Origin of the sequence: Streptomyces sp. NPDC085937 (assembly GCF_044540535.1) — a bacterium.
Classification (GTDB): domain Bacteria; phylum Actinomycetota; class Actinomycetes; order Streptomycetales; family Streptomycetaceae; genus Streptomyces.
This window is the reverse complement of the sequence record NZ_JBITSH010000012.1, coordinates 170062-185986: the sequence shown is the minus strand read 5'-3', so window position 1 is coordinate 185986 and position 15925 is coordinate 170062. Positions and strand designations below refer to the sequence as shown.

Genomic DNA, 15925 nt, shown 5'->3' with positions numbered 1-15925 from the left:
CCGCACTCATGGCCGGTGCACCCGCCCCCACCCCGGGTGCCCCACCGGGGCGCGGCCGATGCCACGCCCGGCCCCACGCCCACCCGGCACCCCGGCGGACACCGGGTGCCGCGCCGCGGGCAGACCCCGGGCCGGCCGGCGCGGCGCCGCCCCGTGCCCCGGACCGGGCGCCGGTCGCCGAGCCTCGCGCCGGACAGGGACGCGCGCCCGGCCGGGATCCAGCCGCGGGCGCCCGACTGCCCCGGGGCGGGCGGTGGGGGGCGTAGGCGGTGGCCGGTTCGTGTGCCCGGGAGCGGGGGGCTGGGTGATCATGGGGGTGCCGTCGGGGTGCGGCGGCACGAGTGTCTGGGGAGCGTCCGGTGAGACGAAGGTGTGGGGTGGCCGTCCTGTCGGCCCTGTTGGCGGGCCTGCTGCTGTCGGGGTGCGCCGGAGGGCAGGGGGCGGACGCGAAGCCGATCCCAGGAGCGTCGTCGGACGGGCGCTGGCAGCCGCGGCCGGGTGTCGCCTGGCAGTGGCAGCTCACCGGCCGGCTCGACACCTCCGTCGACGTCCCCGTGTACGACATCGACGGCTTCCACCACTCGAAGGAGACCGTCGCCGCGCTGCACCGTGACGGCCGCAAGGTCATCTGCTACCTGTCCACCGGGGCCTGGGAGGACTTCCGCCCGGACGCCGGCGACTTCCCGGAGTCCGTGATCGGCCGGGGCAACGGCTGGGAGGGCGAGCGCTGGCTCGACATCCGCCGTACCGACGTGCTGGAGCCGCTGATGGCCGAGCGCCTCGACATGTGCCGGGACAAGGGCTTCGACGCCGTCGAGCCGGACAACATGGACGGCTACCGCAACCGCACCGGCTTCCCGCTCACCGCCGCCGACCAGCTCCGCTACAACCGGCTGATCGCCCGGCTCGCGCACGAGCGCGGCATGGCCGTCGGCCTGAAGAACGACCTGGACCAGATCCCGGAGCTGGTCGACGACTTCGACTTCGCGGTCAACGAACAGTGCGCCCAGTACGGCGAGTGCGAGGAGCTCACCCCGTTCGTCGAGGCGGGCAAGGCCGTCCTCCACGCCGAGTACGAGCTGCCCACCGCCCGCTTCTGCGCCGACTCCCGCCGCCTGAAGCTGAGTTCGCTGCTCAAGAAGTACGAACTCGGCTCATGGCGACAGGCATGCTGAGCCGCACCCCCGTCACCGAGGTGCCGGCCACCCGGTCGGCGAGCGAGCGCCGCCGGGAGCCCAGCACCGGCAGCGCGTTCAGCAGGAACAGCACCACCGCGACCAGCCACACCAGCACCGACAGCAGGATCTCGCCCTCCACCAGCAGCACGCAGGCCACCGCGTAGACGGCGACGTCGGTGGCCGTGGTCACCGCCGCGCGCAGCGCCGCCCGCCGGGACGTGCGCGGGGTGACCTTCAGGCCGGTCAGGGCCTTGCCGAGGGTGCGCCCGGCGAGGGCGAGGCACGCCCACTGGTAGAGGAACGCCGCCACGGCCAGCAGCACGAACGCCTGCTGGACGTAGCCGACCGACTTGTCCCACAGGGACGTGCCGAGGGTGCCGGAGGCGCCGAGCACGTCACCGCGCGAGGTGAGCAGGTCGAAGCCGCCGCGCGCGGCCAGTTCGGGTACGTCCGTCACCAGGGCGGACATCCGGTTGAAGGTGAGCACCGCCAGCAGCGAGGCGACACTCACCACCAGCGCGAAGTCGGTCACCCAGGCCGTGCCACGACGCAATGCCGACATCGACGTCCCCCGTTCGCTCGTCGGTTCGCCCCACAGGCTAACGGCGCCGCACCCGCCCTCCACAGGGGAGGAGGAAGATCGTTTCAGCCCAGTGACATGACGACCAGCGCGGTCGTCGCCGCCGTCTCCGCGAGCCCGCCGAACACGTCACCGGTCACCCCGCCGAACCGCCGTACGCAGTGGCGCAGCAGCAGTTCCGCGGCGCCGGCCGCCACCAGCACCGCGAGTCCGGCGCGCAGCGCGTCGGGCGCCCCGAGGGCCGCGCCGGCGCCCGCGAGCACCCCGGTGACCAGGAGCACGGCGACCGCCGCGCCCCGCACCGGCACCACCCCCGCGACGGCCGCGCCCAGCCCCTCCGGCCGGGCGGGCGGCACGCCGGGGCGCGCGGCCAGGGTGAGGGCGAGCCGCGCCGCGACCGCCGACACGACGGCGGCGAGCGCGCCCCGGGCCCATGAGTCGTCGTACGCCTGCGCCAGCGCGGCCACCTGCGCCAGCAGCACGAGGACCAGCGTGAGCACCCCGAACGGCCCGACGTCCGACTGCTTCATGATCCGCAGGGCGTCCTCGGCGGGCTTGCCGCTGCCCAGCCCGTCCGCGGTGTCGGCCAGCCCGTCCAAGTGCAGGCCCCGGGTCAGCGCGGCGGGCACGGCGACGGAGGCCACGGCGGCGAGCAGGGGACCCGCGCCGAGGAGCAGCAGCACCAGCGCCGCGCCTGCGGCCACCACGCCCACCACCAGGCCGACCACGGGCGCGCAGAGCATGCCGGCCCGCGCGGCGGCACGGTCCCAGCGGGTGAGCCCGGCCGGGAGGACGGTGAGGGTGCCGAAGGCGAAACGGAGTCCGTCGGCGGGGGAGGCAGAAGAGGGCGCGGGCACCGGCGCAGATTACCCGGCGGTCAGCAGGGCGCCGCCCGCACCCCTGGATAAAGTGCGCATATGGGACAGTGGCTGGAGCGGAACATCATCGAGCCGGGCAAACTCCCGCTGCTTCTCGCGCTGGCGGCCTTCGTCCTGACCTTCGTGATCACCCGGATCATCACCCGTCTGATCCGGGCCGGCAAAGGCCCCTTCGGCAACGTCACCGCGGGCTCGGTCCACATCCACCACGTGGTGCCCGGCGTCATCCTCACCGTGATCGGCGGCTTCGGCTCGGTGGCGGGCGGCGGACACGGTTTCGGCTCGTACTTCAGCGCGGTGCTCTTCGGCGTCGGTACGGGACTGGTCCTGGACGAGTTCGCGCTGATCCTCCACTTGGACGACGTGTACTGGTCCGAGGCCGGGCGCAAGAGCGTGGAGATGGTGGTGCTCACGGCGGCGCTGGTGGGGCTGCTGCTGCTCGGGTTCGCGCCGTTCGGTGTCAACGACCTCTCCCAGGACGAACTGCAGAACCGCGCGAGCGCCCTCACCGGCATCGCCGTCAACTTCGGCTTCGCGCTGATCGCCCTGAGCAAGGGGAAGGTACGGATCGCGGTTTTCGGCGTGATCATCCCGCTCGTGGCGCTCGTCGGCTCCCTGCGGCTGGCCCGCCCCGGCTCGCCGTGGGCGAAACGCTTCTACCGCCGCCGGCACCGGGCCCGCGCGAGGTCCCTCCTGCGGGCCTACCGCCACGACCGCCGCTGGGCCCGCCCGGCCCGGGCACTGCAGGACTGGCTGGGCGGCAAACCGGACCCGCCCAAGCCCTTGGAACGCGCGAGGTGAGCGGGCCCCATCACGGCGAGGGACCATCGCCCCCAGGGGCGCGGGGAACTGCGCGAAACGGGAGCGAACCCACGCTGCCCCGTAAGCACGGGGAGGGACCATCACCCCTCAGGGGCGCGGGGGAACTGCGCAATACGGGAGCGAACCCACGCTGCCCCGTAAGCACGGGGAGGGACCATCACCCCTCAGGGGCGCGGGGAACTGCGCAAAACGGGAGGGCAACCCCCGCTGCCCCTTCGGGGGCTTCGCCCCCGGACCCCCTTCGCGCAGTTCCCCGCGCCCCTATAGGGGCACTCCTCACCCGCGCGTCCCGAAGGGCGTGGTTTCAGTCGCCCTTGGCGACAACCCCCCGCACCGGCAACTCAGCGGCCAGCGCCCCCGCGGCCTGCACGAAAGGCAGCGCCAGCAGCGCCCCCGTCCCTTCCCCCACCCGGACCCCCTGCGGCAGCAACGGCTCCAGCGCCATCCGGTCCAGCGCCTTCGCCTGCCCCGGCTCCCCGCTCATGTGCGACGCCAGCCACCAGTCCGGCGCCCGGAACGCCACCCGCTGCGCCACCAGCGCACACGCCGCCGTCACCACCCCGTCCAGCAGCACCGGCAGCTTCCGCACGGCGCTCTGCAGCAGGAACCCCGTCATCGCGGTGAGGTCCGCCCCGCCGACCGTCGCCAGCAGCCGCAACTGGTCACCCAGCACCGGCCGCGCCCGCCGCAGCGCGTCCCGGATCGCCGCACACTTGCGCATCCACGCCAGGTCGTCGATCGCCAGGCCGCCCCGCCCGGTCACCACCGACGCGTCCGTCCCGCACAGCGCGGCCACCAGCACGCCCGCCGCCGTCGTGCCGCCGACGCTGACGTCGCCCAGCACCACCAGATCCGTACCGGAGTCGGCCTCCTCGTCCGCCACGGTCATCCCCGCGCGGAACGCCGCCTCCGCCTCCTCCAGGGTCAGCGCGTCCTCGACGTCGATCCGCCCGCTGCCCCGCCGCACCCGGTGGCGTACGACGTCCTCGGGCAGCGACGCCGGGTCGCAGTCCAGGGACATGTCGACCACCCGCACCGGCACGTCCAGCCGCCGCGCCAGCACGGAGACCGGACGGCCGCCCTCCAGCACGTCGCGCACCAGCTCCACGGCGGTGCCCGCGGCCCGGGAGGAGACGTCCAGCTCCGCGACGCCGTGATCGCCCGCGAACAGCACCACCCGCGGCCGTCCGACCGGCCGCACCGGCACCGCGGACTGCGCCGCCGCCAGCCACTCACCCAGGTCGTCCAGGCGGCCCAGCGACCCGGGCGGGACGTCCAGGCGGGCCCGGTGCTCCTCCGCGTCACGGCGCACCCCGCCGTCCGGACGCTCGATCAGATCGGTGAAGTCGTCGAGATTAAGCGAGCTCATTCGCCGAACAGTACCGGCCCCGGTCGAACACCCCGGTGCGCCGGTCGTCCCCGCGTTCGCGGCCTCACCCCCACCACGCCACCCCGGCGGTGATCCACCCCGCGAGGCCCTCCCGTACGTAACGTTTTGCTCGGGAATGCCGGAGATCCCTCCGTCCGTCCCCGACCGTCCCCGCACGTCGCGCCACCCGCGTGCCGTACGCCCTCACGCCGGGAGCCGCCCATGTCCGCCACCGCCTCCGACACCGTGTTCCCCGCCCCGCACGGCTCCGCCCGGGTGCACGAACCGCGCCGCGCGGACTGCCCCTGGTGCGGTTCCGCGCGGCTGCGGAACCGGCTGAGGACGGGGGACCTGCGCCGGCACCGGCCGGGACTGTTCACCGTCGACGAGTGCCGCGACTGCGGGCACACCTTCCAGAACCCCCGGCTCACCGCCGAGGGCCTGGCCTTCTACCGGCGGGCCGTGCGCGGCGCCCCCCGCGACCCCGCCACCGAGCGGGTCCTCGCCCTGCACGCCGTACGGCACCGGCGCCGCGCCACCGCCCGCGCGATGCTGCCCTTCGGCGAGCCGGAGAGCTGGCTGGACGTCGGCACCGGACTCGCCCGATTCCCGCAGACCGCGCGGGAGTTCTTCCCGTACACCGCGTTCGACGGCACCGACCTCACCGTGCGCGTGGAGCGGGCCCGTGACCTCGGGCGGGTCGAGGAGGCGCACGTCGGGCCGCTGACCGACCCTGGGGTGCTGGCCCGGGTGGCCGGCCGCTACGACGTGGTCAGCCTGCTGCACCACCTGGAGCGCACCACCGACCCGCGCGCCGAACTGCACGCCGCCCTGGACGCGCTGCGCCCCGGCGGCCACCTGCTGGTCGAGACGCTCGACCCGCGCTGCGCGTACGCCGCCCTGTTCGGCCGCTGGTGGCTGCCCTACGACCAGCCGCGCCGGCTGCACCTGCTGCCCCGCCGCAACCTCCGCGAGGAACTCCTGGCGCGCGGCTGCGAGATCGTCACCGCCGGGCACCGCGCAGCGCACGTGCCGCACGACTTGGCCGGCCTGACCGCCCTCGCCCTCTCCCACGCGCTGCCCGCCCCGGACACCCCCTGGCGGGCGGTCCCGCCCTCACCGGCGCAACAGCGCCTGCGAGCGGTGCTGCTGAGCGCGGGGACCCCGCTCGTCGTCGCCGCGGCGGCGGCCGACCTGGCCCTCGCCCCCCTGGCCCGCCACACCCCGTTCGCCAACACCTACCGAGTGATCGCCCGCAAACCGTGACGGTGGGTCGGGCGACCCCACGTCGTGGGCGGCTCAGCCCCGCAGGGGCAGTGCCTGGCCCGCCACCACCAGGAGGACCTGCTCGCACTCCTGGGCGAACGCCGCGTTCAGGCGGCCCAGTTCGTCGCGGTAGCGGCGCCCGGACGCGGTGGCCGGGACGATGCCCGAGCCGACCTCGTTGGAGACCGCGACCACCGTGCGCCGGGTCTCGCGCACCGCGTCCGTCAGCGCCCGCGCCCGCTCCCGCAGGGCCCGCTCACCGCCGTCCGCCCACTCCGCGTCGTCCCACGCGCCCACCGCGTCCATCGCGTCCGTCAGCCACAGCGACAGGCAGTCGACCAGGAGGGGCGGGCCGTCGTCCTTGAGCAGCGGGACCAGATCGCAGGTCTCCACCGTGCGCCAGGAACCCGGCCGCCGCTCCTGGTGCGCGGACACCCGGGACGCCCACTCGGTGTCCCCGTTGCGCGAGCCGCCGGTCGCCACGTACAGCACCTCGGGGAACGATTCCAGGCGCCGCTCCGCCTCCACCGACTTGCCCGAACGGGCCCCGCCCAGCACCAGGGTGCGCCGCGGTACGTCCGGCACGTCCTCGTAGACGCCGACCTCCAGCGTGGTGCCGTCCGGCACGGCACGCGCCCCCGCCGCCGCCAGCCGGCGCCGCACCTCGGCGCCCGGCGGCACGTCGTGGTCCAGATGGACGGCGATCACGTCCGTGGTGGGGACCACCGCGCCTACCCCCCGCAGCCGCGCCAGCGCGTCGGGGCGCCCCAGGACGTCCAGCACCACCATCGCGTACGGCTCGGCCGGCGCCTCCAGCCCGGCCGGTGCCCCGCCGGGCGGCAGGTACAGCAGCCGCCGCCCGTCCGGACCGGTCACCGCGTACCCGGTGCCGGGCGCGTCCAGCGCCACCGCGCGCACCCGATGCCCCGTCAGCAGCGCCAACTCCCGCCCGTCCGGCACCCGTCCCGGCTGCGGCAGCCCGGCCGGCACCTCCACCGCGGGGCCGTCGTGCGGGTGCGACAGCAGCACCTGGCGCACCCCGCCCAGCGAGCGTCCCGCACGGGCGGCGGCGAAGGCCGCGCCCGGCGTCAGGTCGAGCAGCAGCGCGCCGTCCACCAGCAGCGAGGTGGCCGCCCGCGCGTCCGGGCCGAGCGCGCACGCGCACGCGGCGCAGGGACAGTCGGGGCGGGGCAGTCCCGCGGGGGCACCGGTGCCGAGCAGAGTCAGTTCCACGCCCCGATTCTCACCTTTCCCCACAGCCGATGCCCGTCCGACTACGCTCTTGGTCAGGAGCCGGACCAAGATCCGGCTTCTGTCGTGCAGTGAGCTCACACCATGGGAGGCGTACATGGCGGCATGGACGTGGCGGTTCGAGAAGGCCGACGGGACGCAGGTCGAGCCCGCGGTGCCGCCGGAGGAGTTCCCCACGCAGGGGGACGCCGAGTCCTGGATCGGGGAGCACTGGAAGGCCCTCCTGGAGGGCGGCGCCGACCAGGTGCGCCTCTCGGAGGACGGCACGGAGATCTACGGTCCGATGAGCCTCCACGCGGAGACGGAGACGGAGACCGAATCCGCCGACGACGGGGCGTGAGCCCCAAGGCGGGCCGCGGGTCACCCCGCCCCGCCGGGCGGGGACGCGTCCGCCTGCCGGGGCTGAGCCCTCAGCCCCGGACCCCGCACAGGTGCAGCAGCGAGGCGACTCCCCGGTAGGGGTCCGTCCGCCCGGCCCGGTCCTCGACCGCGAGCACCGCGTCGAGGTCGTCGGGGAGCACCAGGTCGTCCGCCACCGTGTCGGTGAAGACCCGCACGCCGTACCAGGTGTGCAGCGGCGCCCCGATCCCGGCGAGGGTCGCGGTCAGCCGCTTCAGTCCGTAGGACGCCGTGGGCGTGCAGAACGCCGCCAGCGCGCCGTCCCAGTCGCCGGACAGCCCCGCCCGCATCGCCGCGGCGTCGCCGTTGCGCACCAGCAGGGACAGCATCCCGCCGGCGGCCAGCATCCGCGCCACCCCGGCGAGCAGCGCGTCCGGCTCCTCGACGTCGTCCATGAGCACGCCATGACAGAGCACGACGTCGAAGCTGCCCGGCAGGAAGTGCACACCGGTGTCCCCGGCGTGGCCCTCGATGATGCGCATCCGCTCCCGGATGCCCTCGGGCTCACCGGCGAAGGTCTCCCGGGCGGCCGTGATCGACGCGGCGTCCTGCTCGACGCCCGTGACCTGGTGGCCGGCCCGGGCCAGCCGGAGCGCCTGCGCCCCCCGGCCCATGCCGACGTCGAGCACACGCAGCCGCCGCCCCACCGGGAAGCGCCCGACTATCTGCTCCTCCAGCTGGCGGGCCACCAGCTCCTCGCGGACGACGTCACGCAGTCCGCCGAGCCCGCTCGGCAGGCCCCGCGCCGTACCGTCCGTGAACGGCGTCGTGCTCAGGGCCGCTCCCCGCGCTTGACCTGGGGCTTGGGCAGCCGCAGCCGGCGCATCTGGAGCGTGCGCATCAGGGCGTAGGCGACCGCGCCACGCCGGTTCTCGTCCGGGAAGCGCTCGGCGAGCGTCTTCTTCAGCCGGAAGCCGGTGACGATCGAGTCGAGCACGATCATCACGATGACCACGAGCCACAGCAGCAGCGCGATGTTCTGCAGCTGCGGCACCTGGACCAGGCTCAGCACGAGGATGACCACGGCCATCGGCAGGAAGTACTCCGCGATGTTGAACCGCGAGTCCACGTAGTCGCGGGCGAACCGGCGCACCGGACCCTTGTCGCGCGCGGGCAGGTAACGCTCGTCGCCGCTGGCCAGCGCCTGGCGCTGACGCTCCAGTGCGGCACGGCGCTCCTCACGCGAACGCTTGGCCGCGTCCTTGCGCGTCATGCTGGTGTTGGCCACGCTGCGGCGCTGCGACTGGGCCGCGCTGCGCTTGGGCGTGGGGCGGCCCTTGGGGGCCTCGGGGTGACGGGGCTGCTTGGAGTCGGTCATCGTCGCCTTGTCGGCGGCGGACGCCTTCTCTTCCTTGGCACGGCTACGGAACACAAAACCCAAGGGTACGGGGTGGCCGGGGTTGGACCCCAGCCCCGCGGGGAACGATCCGGCAACACCGGACGTCTTTCCCTAGGACAGAAGGGGACGTAGCGGGGATCTTGGGGACGACCGGCAGGCCGCCCCGGGGAACCACCTACTCCTCACGCCGGACCGGGAGGGTGCTCACTCGTCCTCGGGGATGAGCGCATCCGTCCCCGAACAGTGCGGTAATGGATGCAGGGCCCGTACTGTGGGTTCTGTCGCAGGTGCTGGAGCTGGAGTCCGTCAGAAGGGGGCGCGCGAAGCCCATGAGCGGTGTCATGAAGCGTATGGGGATGATCTTCCGCGCGAAGGCGAACAAGGCCCTTGACCGGGCCGAGGACCCGCGCGAAACCCTCGATTACTCGTACCAGAAGCAGCTGGAGCTGCTCCAGAAGGTCCGCCGGGGCGTCGCCGACGTGGCGACCTCCCGCAAGCGGCTGGAGCTCCAGCTCAACCAGCTCCAGTCCCAGTCGGGCAAGCTGGAGGACCAGGGCCGCAAGGCGCTCGCGCTCGGCCGCGAGGACCTGGCGCGCGAGGCGCTCTCCCGCCGCGCCGCGCTCCAGCAGCAGGTGACGGACCTGGAGACGCAGCACGCCACGCTCCAGGGCGAGGAGGAGAAGCTGACCCTCGCGGCGCAGCGGCTCCAGGCCAAGGTGGACGCCTTCCGCACCAAGAAGGAGACCATCAAGGCCACCTACACCGCCGCGCAGGCGCAGACCCGGATCGGCGAGGCCTTCTCCGGCATCTCCGAGGAGATGGGCGACGTCGGCCTGGCGATCCAGCGCGCCGAGGACAAGACCGCCCAGCTCCAGGCGCGGGCCGGCGCGATCGACGAGCTGCTCGCCTCCGGCGCCCTCGACGACCAGTCCGGCATGCACAAGGACGACATCCAGGCCGAGCTGGACCGCCTCTCCGGCGGCACGGACGTGGAGCTGGAACTGCAGCGCATGAAGGCCGAGCTGGCCGGCGGGAGCTCCGGTGACCGGCAGGCCATCGAGGGCGGCCAGGGACAGGCGGAGCCCCAGGCCCAGCAGCAGCCGCAGGACACCCCGCGCTTCGACAAGCAGTAGCCCACGCCGAGGAGGGCGACATGATCGTACGGATCATGGGGGAGGGGCAGGTGACGCTGGCCGAGAGCCGGCTCGCCGAGCTGAACAAGCTGGACGAGGAACTGCTCGCCGAGATGGAGAACGGCGACGGTCCCGGCTTCCGCGCGACGCTCAAGGCACTGCTGGACAAGGTGCACGAGCTGGGCGAGCCGGTGCCGGACGACTCCCTGGAGCCGTCCGACCTCATCCTGCCGTCCCCCGACGCCACCCTCGAGGAGGTCCGTGGCCTCCTGACCGACGACGGCCTCATCCCGGGGACCTGAGGCGTCCCGGGAAGACCTGGTCCGAGTCGTCCGCAGAGAGGGGGGAGCCGGGGCGCGCCGCACGGGCGCCCGCCCCGGTCACCGCAAGCAGCCGTGAGCACCCTGACGCGCGCCCGGTGCCGGGCGCGGGCCCACCCCACCGCAGTGGACGCGGCGCTGGCCGTCGGCGTCCTGCTGTGCATGGTCGCGGGGTCGTTCGTCGACCCGCACGACCCCGAGGGGGTCCGCTGGGGTCTGCGCACCCCCGACCCGCTCAGCCTGGTCCTGATGACGCTCGCCGCCGCCGCGCTCGTCCTCCGGCGCCGCGCCCCTCGCACGGTGCTGGGCGTGGCCGGCGGCCTCTGCGTCGCCGAGTCCGTCACCGGCGACCCCCGCGCGCCCGTCGCCATGTGCGCGGTGATCGCCCTCTACACCGTCGCGGCCACCACCGACCGCCCCACCACCTGGCGGTTCGGCCTGCTCACCATGACCGTCCTGACCGGCACCGCGATGGCCGCGGGACCCCTGCCCTGGTACGCCCAGGAGAACCTGGCGATCTTCGCCTGGACCGGCATCGGCGCCACCGCCGGGGACGCCGTGCGCAGCCGCCGTGCCTTCGTCCAGGCCATCCGCGAGCGCGCCGAACGGGCCGAACGCACCCGGGAGGAGGAGGCCCGCCGCCGGGTCGCCGAGGAGCGGCTGCGCATCGCCCGCGACCTGCACGACGTGGTCGCCCACCACATCGCCCTGGTCAACGTCCAGGCCGGGGTCGCCGCCCACGTCATGGACAAGCGGCCCGACCAGGCCAAGGAGGCCCTCGCCCACGTCCGCGAGGCCAGCCGGCACGCGCTCGGCGAACTGCGCGCCACCGTCGGCCTGCTGCGTCAGTCCGGCGATCCGGAGGCCCCTACCGAGCCGGCCCCCGGACTCGACCGCCTCGAGGAACTCGCCGGCACCTTCCGCAACGCCGGCCTGCGCGTCGAGGTGGCCCGCGCCGACCAGGACACCGAACTGCCCGCCGCCGTCGGCCTGGCCGCCTACCGGATCGTCCAGGAGGCGCTGACCAACGTGCAGAGGCACGCCGGGACCGGCGCGCGGGCCGAGGTCAGTGTCGTGCGCGTCGGACCGCACATCGAGGTCACCGTGCTCGACGACGGCAGCGACGGGGACCACGAGCACACCCCCGGCGGCGGGCACGGCCTGCTCGGCATGCGGGAACGCGTCACCGCCCTGCGCGGCACCCTGACCACCGGCCCCCGCTACGGCGGCGGCTTCCGCGTGCATGCGATCCTGCCCGTCGAACCCCGCACCTCCACCGCCCCGGGCGGCCGCCCGTGACCGACGCCCCGCTGGAGACCGCATGACGATCCGTGTCCTGCTCGCCGACGACCAGGCCCTGCTGCGCAGCGCCTTCCGGGTGCTGGTCGACTCCGAGCCGGACATGGAGGTGGTGGGCGAGGCGTCCGACGGCGCGGAGGCGGTCCGGCTGGCGCGCGAGCACCGCCCCGACGTCGTCCTCATGGACATCCGCATGCCCGGCACCGACGGGCTCGCCGCCACCCGCGAGATCAGCGCCGACCCCGCGCTCTCCGGGGTGCGGGTGGTGATACTGACGACCTTCGAGGTCGACGACTACGTCGTGCAGTCGCTGCGGGCCGGCGCCTCCGGCTTCCTCGGCAAGGGCTCCGAACCCGGTGAGATGCTCGGCGCGGTCCGCATCGCCGCCGGGGGCGAGGCCCTGCTGTCCCCGGTGGCCACCAAGGGCCTGATCGCCCGTTTCCTCGCCCAGGAGGGCCCCTCCGGCCCCGACAGCGACCCCGAGCGCGCCGAGCGCCTTGGCTCGCTGACCGTGCGCGAGCGGGAGGTGCTCGTCCAGGTCGCGGGCGGCCACTCCAACGACGAGATCGCCGAACGCCTCGAGGTCAGCCCGCTCACCGTGAAGACACACGTCAACCGCGCCATGGCCAAGCTGGGCGCCCGCGACCGGGCCCAGCTGGTGGTGATCGCCTACGAGTCCGGGCTGGTCCGTCCGAGGGTGGACTGAGCCCGGGCGGGCGTACTGCGGCGGGAGTACGCGCCCCCGGAGAGATTGGACCTCGGGTCTACGGATCGGCCCCCCGCGATGGCTCAGGGTGTAGAGCGGGCCGGCCACTGTGCGCGCGCCCGCCTGCCGGACTTTCGCCGCTCGACGGAAAAGAGACCCTGACCCATGTCCTGGCTGTCCAGATTCAGCCTCGCGCAACGGGCGCTGATCGGACTGATGTCGATCATCGCGCTCGTCTTCGGGGCGATCGCGATTCCACAGCTGAAGCAGCAGCTCCTGCCCACCATCGAACTGCCCATGGTCTCCGTGATCGCGCCCTACCAGGGCGCCTCCCCGGACGTGGTCGAGAAGCAGGTCGTCGAGCCCATCGAGGACAGCCTGGAGGCCGTCGACGGCATCTCCGGCGTCACCTCGAAGGCGAGCGAGGGCAACGCCGTGATCATGGCGTCCTTCGACTTCGGCAACAACACCCAGCAGCTCGTCGCCGATGTGCAGCAGGCCGTGAACCGGGCCGGCCCCCGGCTGCCGTCCGGCGTGGACCCGCAGGTCGTCGCAGGCTCCACGGACGACATCCCGACCGTGGTGCTCGCCGTCACCTCCGACCAGGACCAGCAGGCCCTCGCCGACCAGCTGGACCGCACGGTGGTGCCCGCGCTGAAGGGCATCGACGGCGTCGGCCAGGTCCTGGTGGACGGCGTGCGGGACCTCCAGGTCACCGTCGTCCCCGACGCCGCGAAGCTCGCCAGGGCGGGCCTGAGCACCCAGTCGATGGCGCAGGCCCTCCAGGCCGGCGGGGCGACCGTGCCGGCGGGCTCCTTCGACGAGAACGGCGCCAACCGCACCGTCCAGGTGGGCGGCGGTTTCACCTCGGTGCGCCAGATCCAGGACCTGATGGTCACCGCCGCGCCCGGCGCGGGCAAGCCCGTCCGCCTCGGTGACGTCGCCACCGTGCGTCAGGAGGAGGCGGGCTCCGACTCCCTCACCCGCACCAACGGCAGGCCGAGCCTCGCCGTGATGGCCACCATGGACCACGACGGCAGCGCGGTCGCCATCTCCAAGGCCGTCGAGGACAAGCTGCCCGAGCTGCGCGAGGACCTCGGCGACGGCGCCACCCTCACCGTGGTCAGCGACCAGGGCCCCGCGGTGTCCAAGGCCATCGAGGGCCTGACCGTCGAGGGCGCGCTCGGCCTGCTCTTCGCCGTGCTGGTGATCCTGGTCTTCCTCGCGTCGGTCCGCTCCACGCTCGTCACCGCGGTGTCCATCCCGCTGTCGGTGGTGCTCGCGCTGATCGTGCTGTGGACCCGCGACCTGTCCCTGAACATGCTGACGCTCGGCGCCCTGACCATCGCCATCGGCCGCGTCGTGGACGACTCCATCGTCGTCCTGGAGAACATCAAGCGGCACCTCGGCTACGGCGAGGAACGCGAGGCGGCCATCATGAACGCGGTGCGCGAGGTGGCCGGCGCGGTCACCTCCGCCACGCTCACCACGGTCGCCGTGTTCCTGCCGATCGGCCTGGTCGGCGGCATGGTGGGCGAGCTGTTCGGCTCCTTCAGCCTCACCGTCACCGCCGCGCTGCTGGCGTCCCTGCTGGTGTCGCTGACGGTCGTCCCGGTGCTGTCGTACTGGTTCCTGCGGCCCCCCAAGGACACCCCGGAGGACGCCGGGCAGGCCCGCCGGCTGGCGGAGGAGAAGGAGGCCAGGAGCCGCCTGCAGCGCACCTACGTGAGCGTGCTGCGGTTCGCCACCCGGCGCCGGCTGGCCAGCGTGGCGATCGCCGTGGTCGTGCTGATCGCCACCTTCGCCATGGCGCCGCTGCTGAAGACCAACTTCTTCGACGCGGGCGAGCAGCAGGTCCTCACCGTCCAGCAGAAGCTGAAGCCCGGCACCAGCCTGGCCGCCACCGACGCCCAGGCCAAGAAGGTCGAGCGGCTGCTCGACGGCACCGAGGGCGTGCGGGACTACCAGGTGACGGTCGGCTCGTCCGGCTTCATGGCCGCCTTCGGCGGCGGCACGGACACCAACCAGGCGAGCTACCAGGTGATGCTGGAGGACTCCGCGTCCTCCGAGGACGTACGGGACAGCCTGGAGAAGGGCCTCGGCGAGCTCGACGGCATCGGCACCACCACCGTGGCGGCCGGCGACGGCTTCGGCAGCCAGGACCTGAGCGTGGTGGTCAAGGCCGCCGACGCGCAGGTGCTGCGCAAGGCGGCCGAGCAGGTGCGCGACGCGGTGGCCTCGCTGGACGACGTCACGGACGTCACCAGCGACCTCTCGCAGAGCGTGCCCCGCATCTCGGTGAAGCCCAACGACAAGGCCGCCGCGGCCGGCTTCGACGCCCAGACGCTCGGGATGGCCGTCGCCCAGTCGGTGAAGGGCACCCCGGTCGGCAAGGCGGTCCTCGACGACGCCGAGCGCGACGTCGTGATCCGCTCGGCGCGGCCCGCGACGACCGTGGACCAGCTGCGCGAGCTGCGCCTCGGCGCGGTGAAGCTCGGCGACATCGCGACCGTGCGGGTGGTGGACGGTCCGGTCTCCATGACCCGGATCGACGGCCAGCGTTCGGCCACCGTCACCGCCCGCCCGGTCGGTGACAACACGGGCGCCGTGGGCACGAAACTCCAGACGAAGATCGACGAGCTGACGCTGCCCGCGGGCGCGACGGCCGAGATCGGCGGCGTGACCGAGGACCAGGACGAGGCGTTCGTCAACCTGGGTCTGGCCATGCTGGCCGCGATCGCGATCGTCTTCATGCTGCTGGTCGGCACCTTCCGGTCGCTGGCCCAGCCGCTGATCCTGCTGGTGTCCATCCCGTTCGCGGCGACCGGCGCGATCGGCCTGCTGCTGATCACCGGCACCCCGATGGGCGTCCCGGCAATGATCGGCATGCTGATGCTGATCGGCATCGTGGTCACCAACGCGATCGTGCTGATCGACCTGATCAACCAGTACCGCAAGCAGGGCCACGGCGTGGTCGAGGCCGTGCTGGAGGGTGGCCGGCACCGACTGCGGCCGATCCTGATGACGGCCCTGGCGACCGTCTTCGCCCTGCTCCCGATGGCGCTCGGCGTCACCGGCGAGGGCGGCTTCATCGCCCAGCCCCTCGCGGTCGTGGTGATCGGCGGCCTGATCACGTCGACCCTGCTCACCCTGCTCCTGGTTCCGACGCTCTACGCGATGCTGGAGCTCCGCAAGGAGCGCCGGGCGAAGAAGCGGGCGGCGAAGCGGGCCGGGAAGGCGGGCCTGCCCGAGCAGCCGGCGCCGGACGCCTCCTCCGACGAGACGCGGCCCGCGTCCGTCTGACCGCGTGACGCGTGACGGCCGGCTCCCGAACCGGAACAACCGGCTCGGGAACCGGCCGTCGCCGTTTCGCCGTTACCTATGC

The 15925-nt window shown here is 73.8% G+C and carries 15 protein-coding genes; 9 read left to right on the top strand and 6 right to left on the bottom strand.

The features are described 5' to 3' along the window. Positions 1-377 precede the first annotated feature (377 nt). A complete protein-coding gene (locus tag ACIF8S_RS24800) occupies positions 378-1175 on the top strand; it encodes an endo alpha-1,4 polygalactosaminidase (RefSeq protein ID WP_400001802.1) in 798 nt (265 codons plus the stop codon). Here the strand turns inward: ACIF8S_RS24800 and ACIF8S_RS24795 are convergent. Together ACIF8S_RS24795 and ACIF8S_RS24790 are read right to left on the bottom strand one after the other, a co-directional pair. Continuing rightward, positions 1135-1740 carry an RDD family protein gene (locus ACIF8S_RS24795; RefSeq protein WP_400001800.1) on the bottom strand — a complete coding sequence of 202 codons (606 nt, stop codon included), beginning with the start codon at positions 1738-1740 and terminating at the stop codon, positions 1135-1137. The two genes, ACIF8S_RS24800 and ACIF8S_RS24795, sit on opposite strands and share 41 nt — an antisense overlap. 83 nt (positions 1741-1823) lie before the next feature. After that, positions 1824-2615 carry an adenosylcobinamide-GDP ribazoletransferase gene (locus tag ACIF8S_RS24790; protein WP_400001798.1) on the bottom strand — a complete coding sequence of 264 codons (792 nt, stop codon included), beginning with the start codon at positions 2613-2615 and terminating at the stop codon, positions 1824-1826. Between the two features lie 60 nt (positions 2616-2675). Between ACIF8S_RS24790 and ACIF8S_RS24785 the strand changes: the two genes are divergently transcribed. Beyond that, entirely contained in the window at positions 2676-3437 is a 762-nt protein-coding gene (locus tag ACIF8S_RS24785) for a hypothetical protein (protein ID WP_400001797.1), read from the top strand. Positions 3438-3762: 325 nt separating this feature from the next. On the opposite strand, the gene cobT is transcribed toward ACIF8S_RS24785, so the two are convergent. Next, complete coding sequence (gene cobT / locus ACIF8S_RS24780) at positions 3763-4827, bottom strand: nicotinate-nucleotide--dimethylbenzimidazole phosphoribosyltransferase (protein ID WP_400001795.1); 1065 nt, start codon at positions 4825-4827, stop codon at positions 3763-3765. A gap of 222 nt (positions 4828-5049) precedes the next feature. On the opposite strand from cobT, the gene ACIF8S_RS24775 reads away from it, so the two are divergent. After that, positions 5050-6093 (top strand): class I SAM-dependent methyltransferase, encoded by a 1044-nt coding sequence (locus ACIF8S_RS24775; RefSeq protein ID WP_400001794.1) that lies wholly within the window; start codon positions 5050-5052, stop codon positions 6091-6093. 33 nt (positions 6094-6126) lie between these two features. On the opposite strand, the gene ACIF8S_RS24770 is transcribed toward ACIF8S_RS24775, so the two are convergent. Then, positions 6127-7326 carry a bifunctional adenosylcobinamide kinase/adenosylcobinamide-phosphate guanylyltransferase gene (locus ACIF8S_RS24770; protein WP_400001792.1) on the bottom strand — a complete coding sequence of 400 codons (1200 nt, stop codon included), beginning with the start codon at positions 7324-7326 and terminating at the stop codon, positions 6127-6129. Between the two features lie 115 nt (positions 7327-7441). Here ACIF8S_RS24770 and ACIF8S_RS24765 point away from each other — a divergent pair, with 115 nt between their 5' ends. Then, complete coding sequence (locus ACIF8S_RS24765; RefSeq protein WP_400001791.1) at positions 7442-7684, top strand: hypothetical protein; 243 nt, start codon at positions 7442-7444, stop codon at positions 7682-7684. 70 nt (positions 7685-7754) lie between these two features. On the opposite strand, the gene ACIF8S_RS24760 is transcribed toward ACIF8S_RS24765, so the two are convergent. Together ACIF8S_RS24760 and ACIF8S_RS24755 are read right to left on the bottom strand one after the other, a co-directional pair. Further along, entirely contained in the window at positions 7755-8432 is a 678-nt protein-coding gene (locus ACIF8S_RS24760; RefSeq protein ID WP_400001789.1) for a class I SAM-dependent methyltransferase, read from the bottom strand. 83 nt (positions 8433-8515) lie between these two features. Continuing rightward, positions 8516-9115, bottom strand: a complete 600-nt coding sequence (locus ACIF8S_RS24755; RefSeq protein ID WP_400001787.1) for a DUF3043 domain-containing protein — start codon at positions 9113-9115, stop codon at positions 8516-8518. 308 nt (positions 9116-9423) lie between these two features. On the opposite strand from ACIF8S_RS24755, the gene ACIF8S_RS24750 reads away from it, so the two are divergent. The 5 genes from ACIF8S_RS24750 to ACIF8S_RS24730 all read left to right on the top strand — a co-directional run bounded on the left by ACIF8S_RS24750 (position 9424) and on the right by ACIF8S_RS24730 (position 15843). Then, entirely contained in the window at positions 9424-10215 is a 792-nt protein-coding gene (locus ACIF8S_RS24750) for a PspA/IM30 family protein (protein WP_349793476.1), read from the top strand. Positions 10216-10235: 20 nt separating this feature from the next. Continuing rightward, entirely contained in the window at positions 10236-10517 is a 282-nt protein-coding gene (locus ACIF8S_RS24745) for a hypothetical protein (protein ID WP_400001786.1), read from the top strand. Positions 10518-10610: 93 nt separating this feature from the next. After that, on the top strand, positions 10611-11834 hold the full coding sequence (locus ACIF8S_RS24740; RefSeq protein ID WP_400001784.1) for a sensor histidine kinase: 1224 nt from the start codon (positions 10611-10613) through the stop codon (positions 11832-11834). Between the two features lie 22 nt (positions 11835-11856). Continuing rightward, positions 11857-12540: a response regulator gene (locus ACIF8S_RS24735; RefSeq protein WP_400001782.1), complete on the top strand. Its 684-nt coding sequence runs from the start codon at positions 11857-11859 to the stop codon at positions 12538-12540. A 165-nt stretch (positions 12541-12705) separates the two neighbouring features. Then, the gene (locus ACIF8S_RS24730) at positions 12706-15843 is read left to right on the top strand and encodes an efflux RND transporter permease subunit (protein ID WP_400001780.1); all 3138 of its coding nucleotides are present in this window, start codon (positions 12706-12708) and stop codon (positions 15841-15843) included. Positions 15844-15925: the final 82 nt, after the last annotated feature.

Coding starts and splice junctions, on each gene's coding strand:
- ACIF8S_RS24785 (WP_400001797.1), top strand. CDS start 2,676: ATGGGACAGTGGCTGGAGCGGAACATCATCGAGCCGGGCAAACTCCCG.
- cobT (WP_400001795.1), bottom strand. CDS start 4,827: ATGAGCTCGCTTAATCTCGACGACTTCACCGATCTGATCGAGCGTCCG.
- ACIF8S_RS24775 (WP_400001794.1), top strand. CDS start 5,050: ATGTCCGCCACCGCCTCCGACACCGTGTTCCCCGCCCCGCACGGCTCC.
- ACIF8S_RS24795 (WP_400001800.1), bottom strand. CDS start 1,740: ATGTCGGCATTGCGTCGTGGCACGGCCTGGGTGACCGACTTCGCGCTG.
- ACIF8S_RS24730 (WP_400001780.1), top strand. CDS start 12,706: ATGTCCTGGCTGTCCAGATTCAGCCTCGCGCAACGGGCGCTGATCGGA.
- ACIF8S_RS24735 (WP_400001782.1), top strand. CDS start 11,857: ATGACGATCCGTGTCCTGCTCGCCGACGACCAGGCCCTGCTGCGCAGC.
- ACIF8S_RS24750 (WP_349793476.1), top strand. CDS start 9,424: ATGAAGCGTATGGGGATGATCTTCCGCGCGAAGGCGAACAAGGCCCTT.
- ACIF8S_RS24745 (WP_400001786.1), top strand. CDS start 10,236: ATGATCGTACGGATCATGGGGGAGGGGCAGGTGACGCTGGCCGAGAGC.
- ACIF8S_RS24765 (WP_400001791.1), top strand. CDS start 7,442: ATGGCGGCATGGACGTGGCGGTTCGAGAAGGCCGACGGGACGCAGGTC.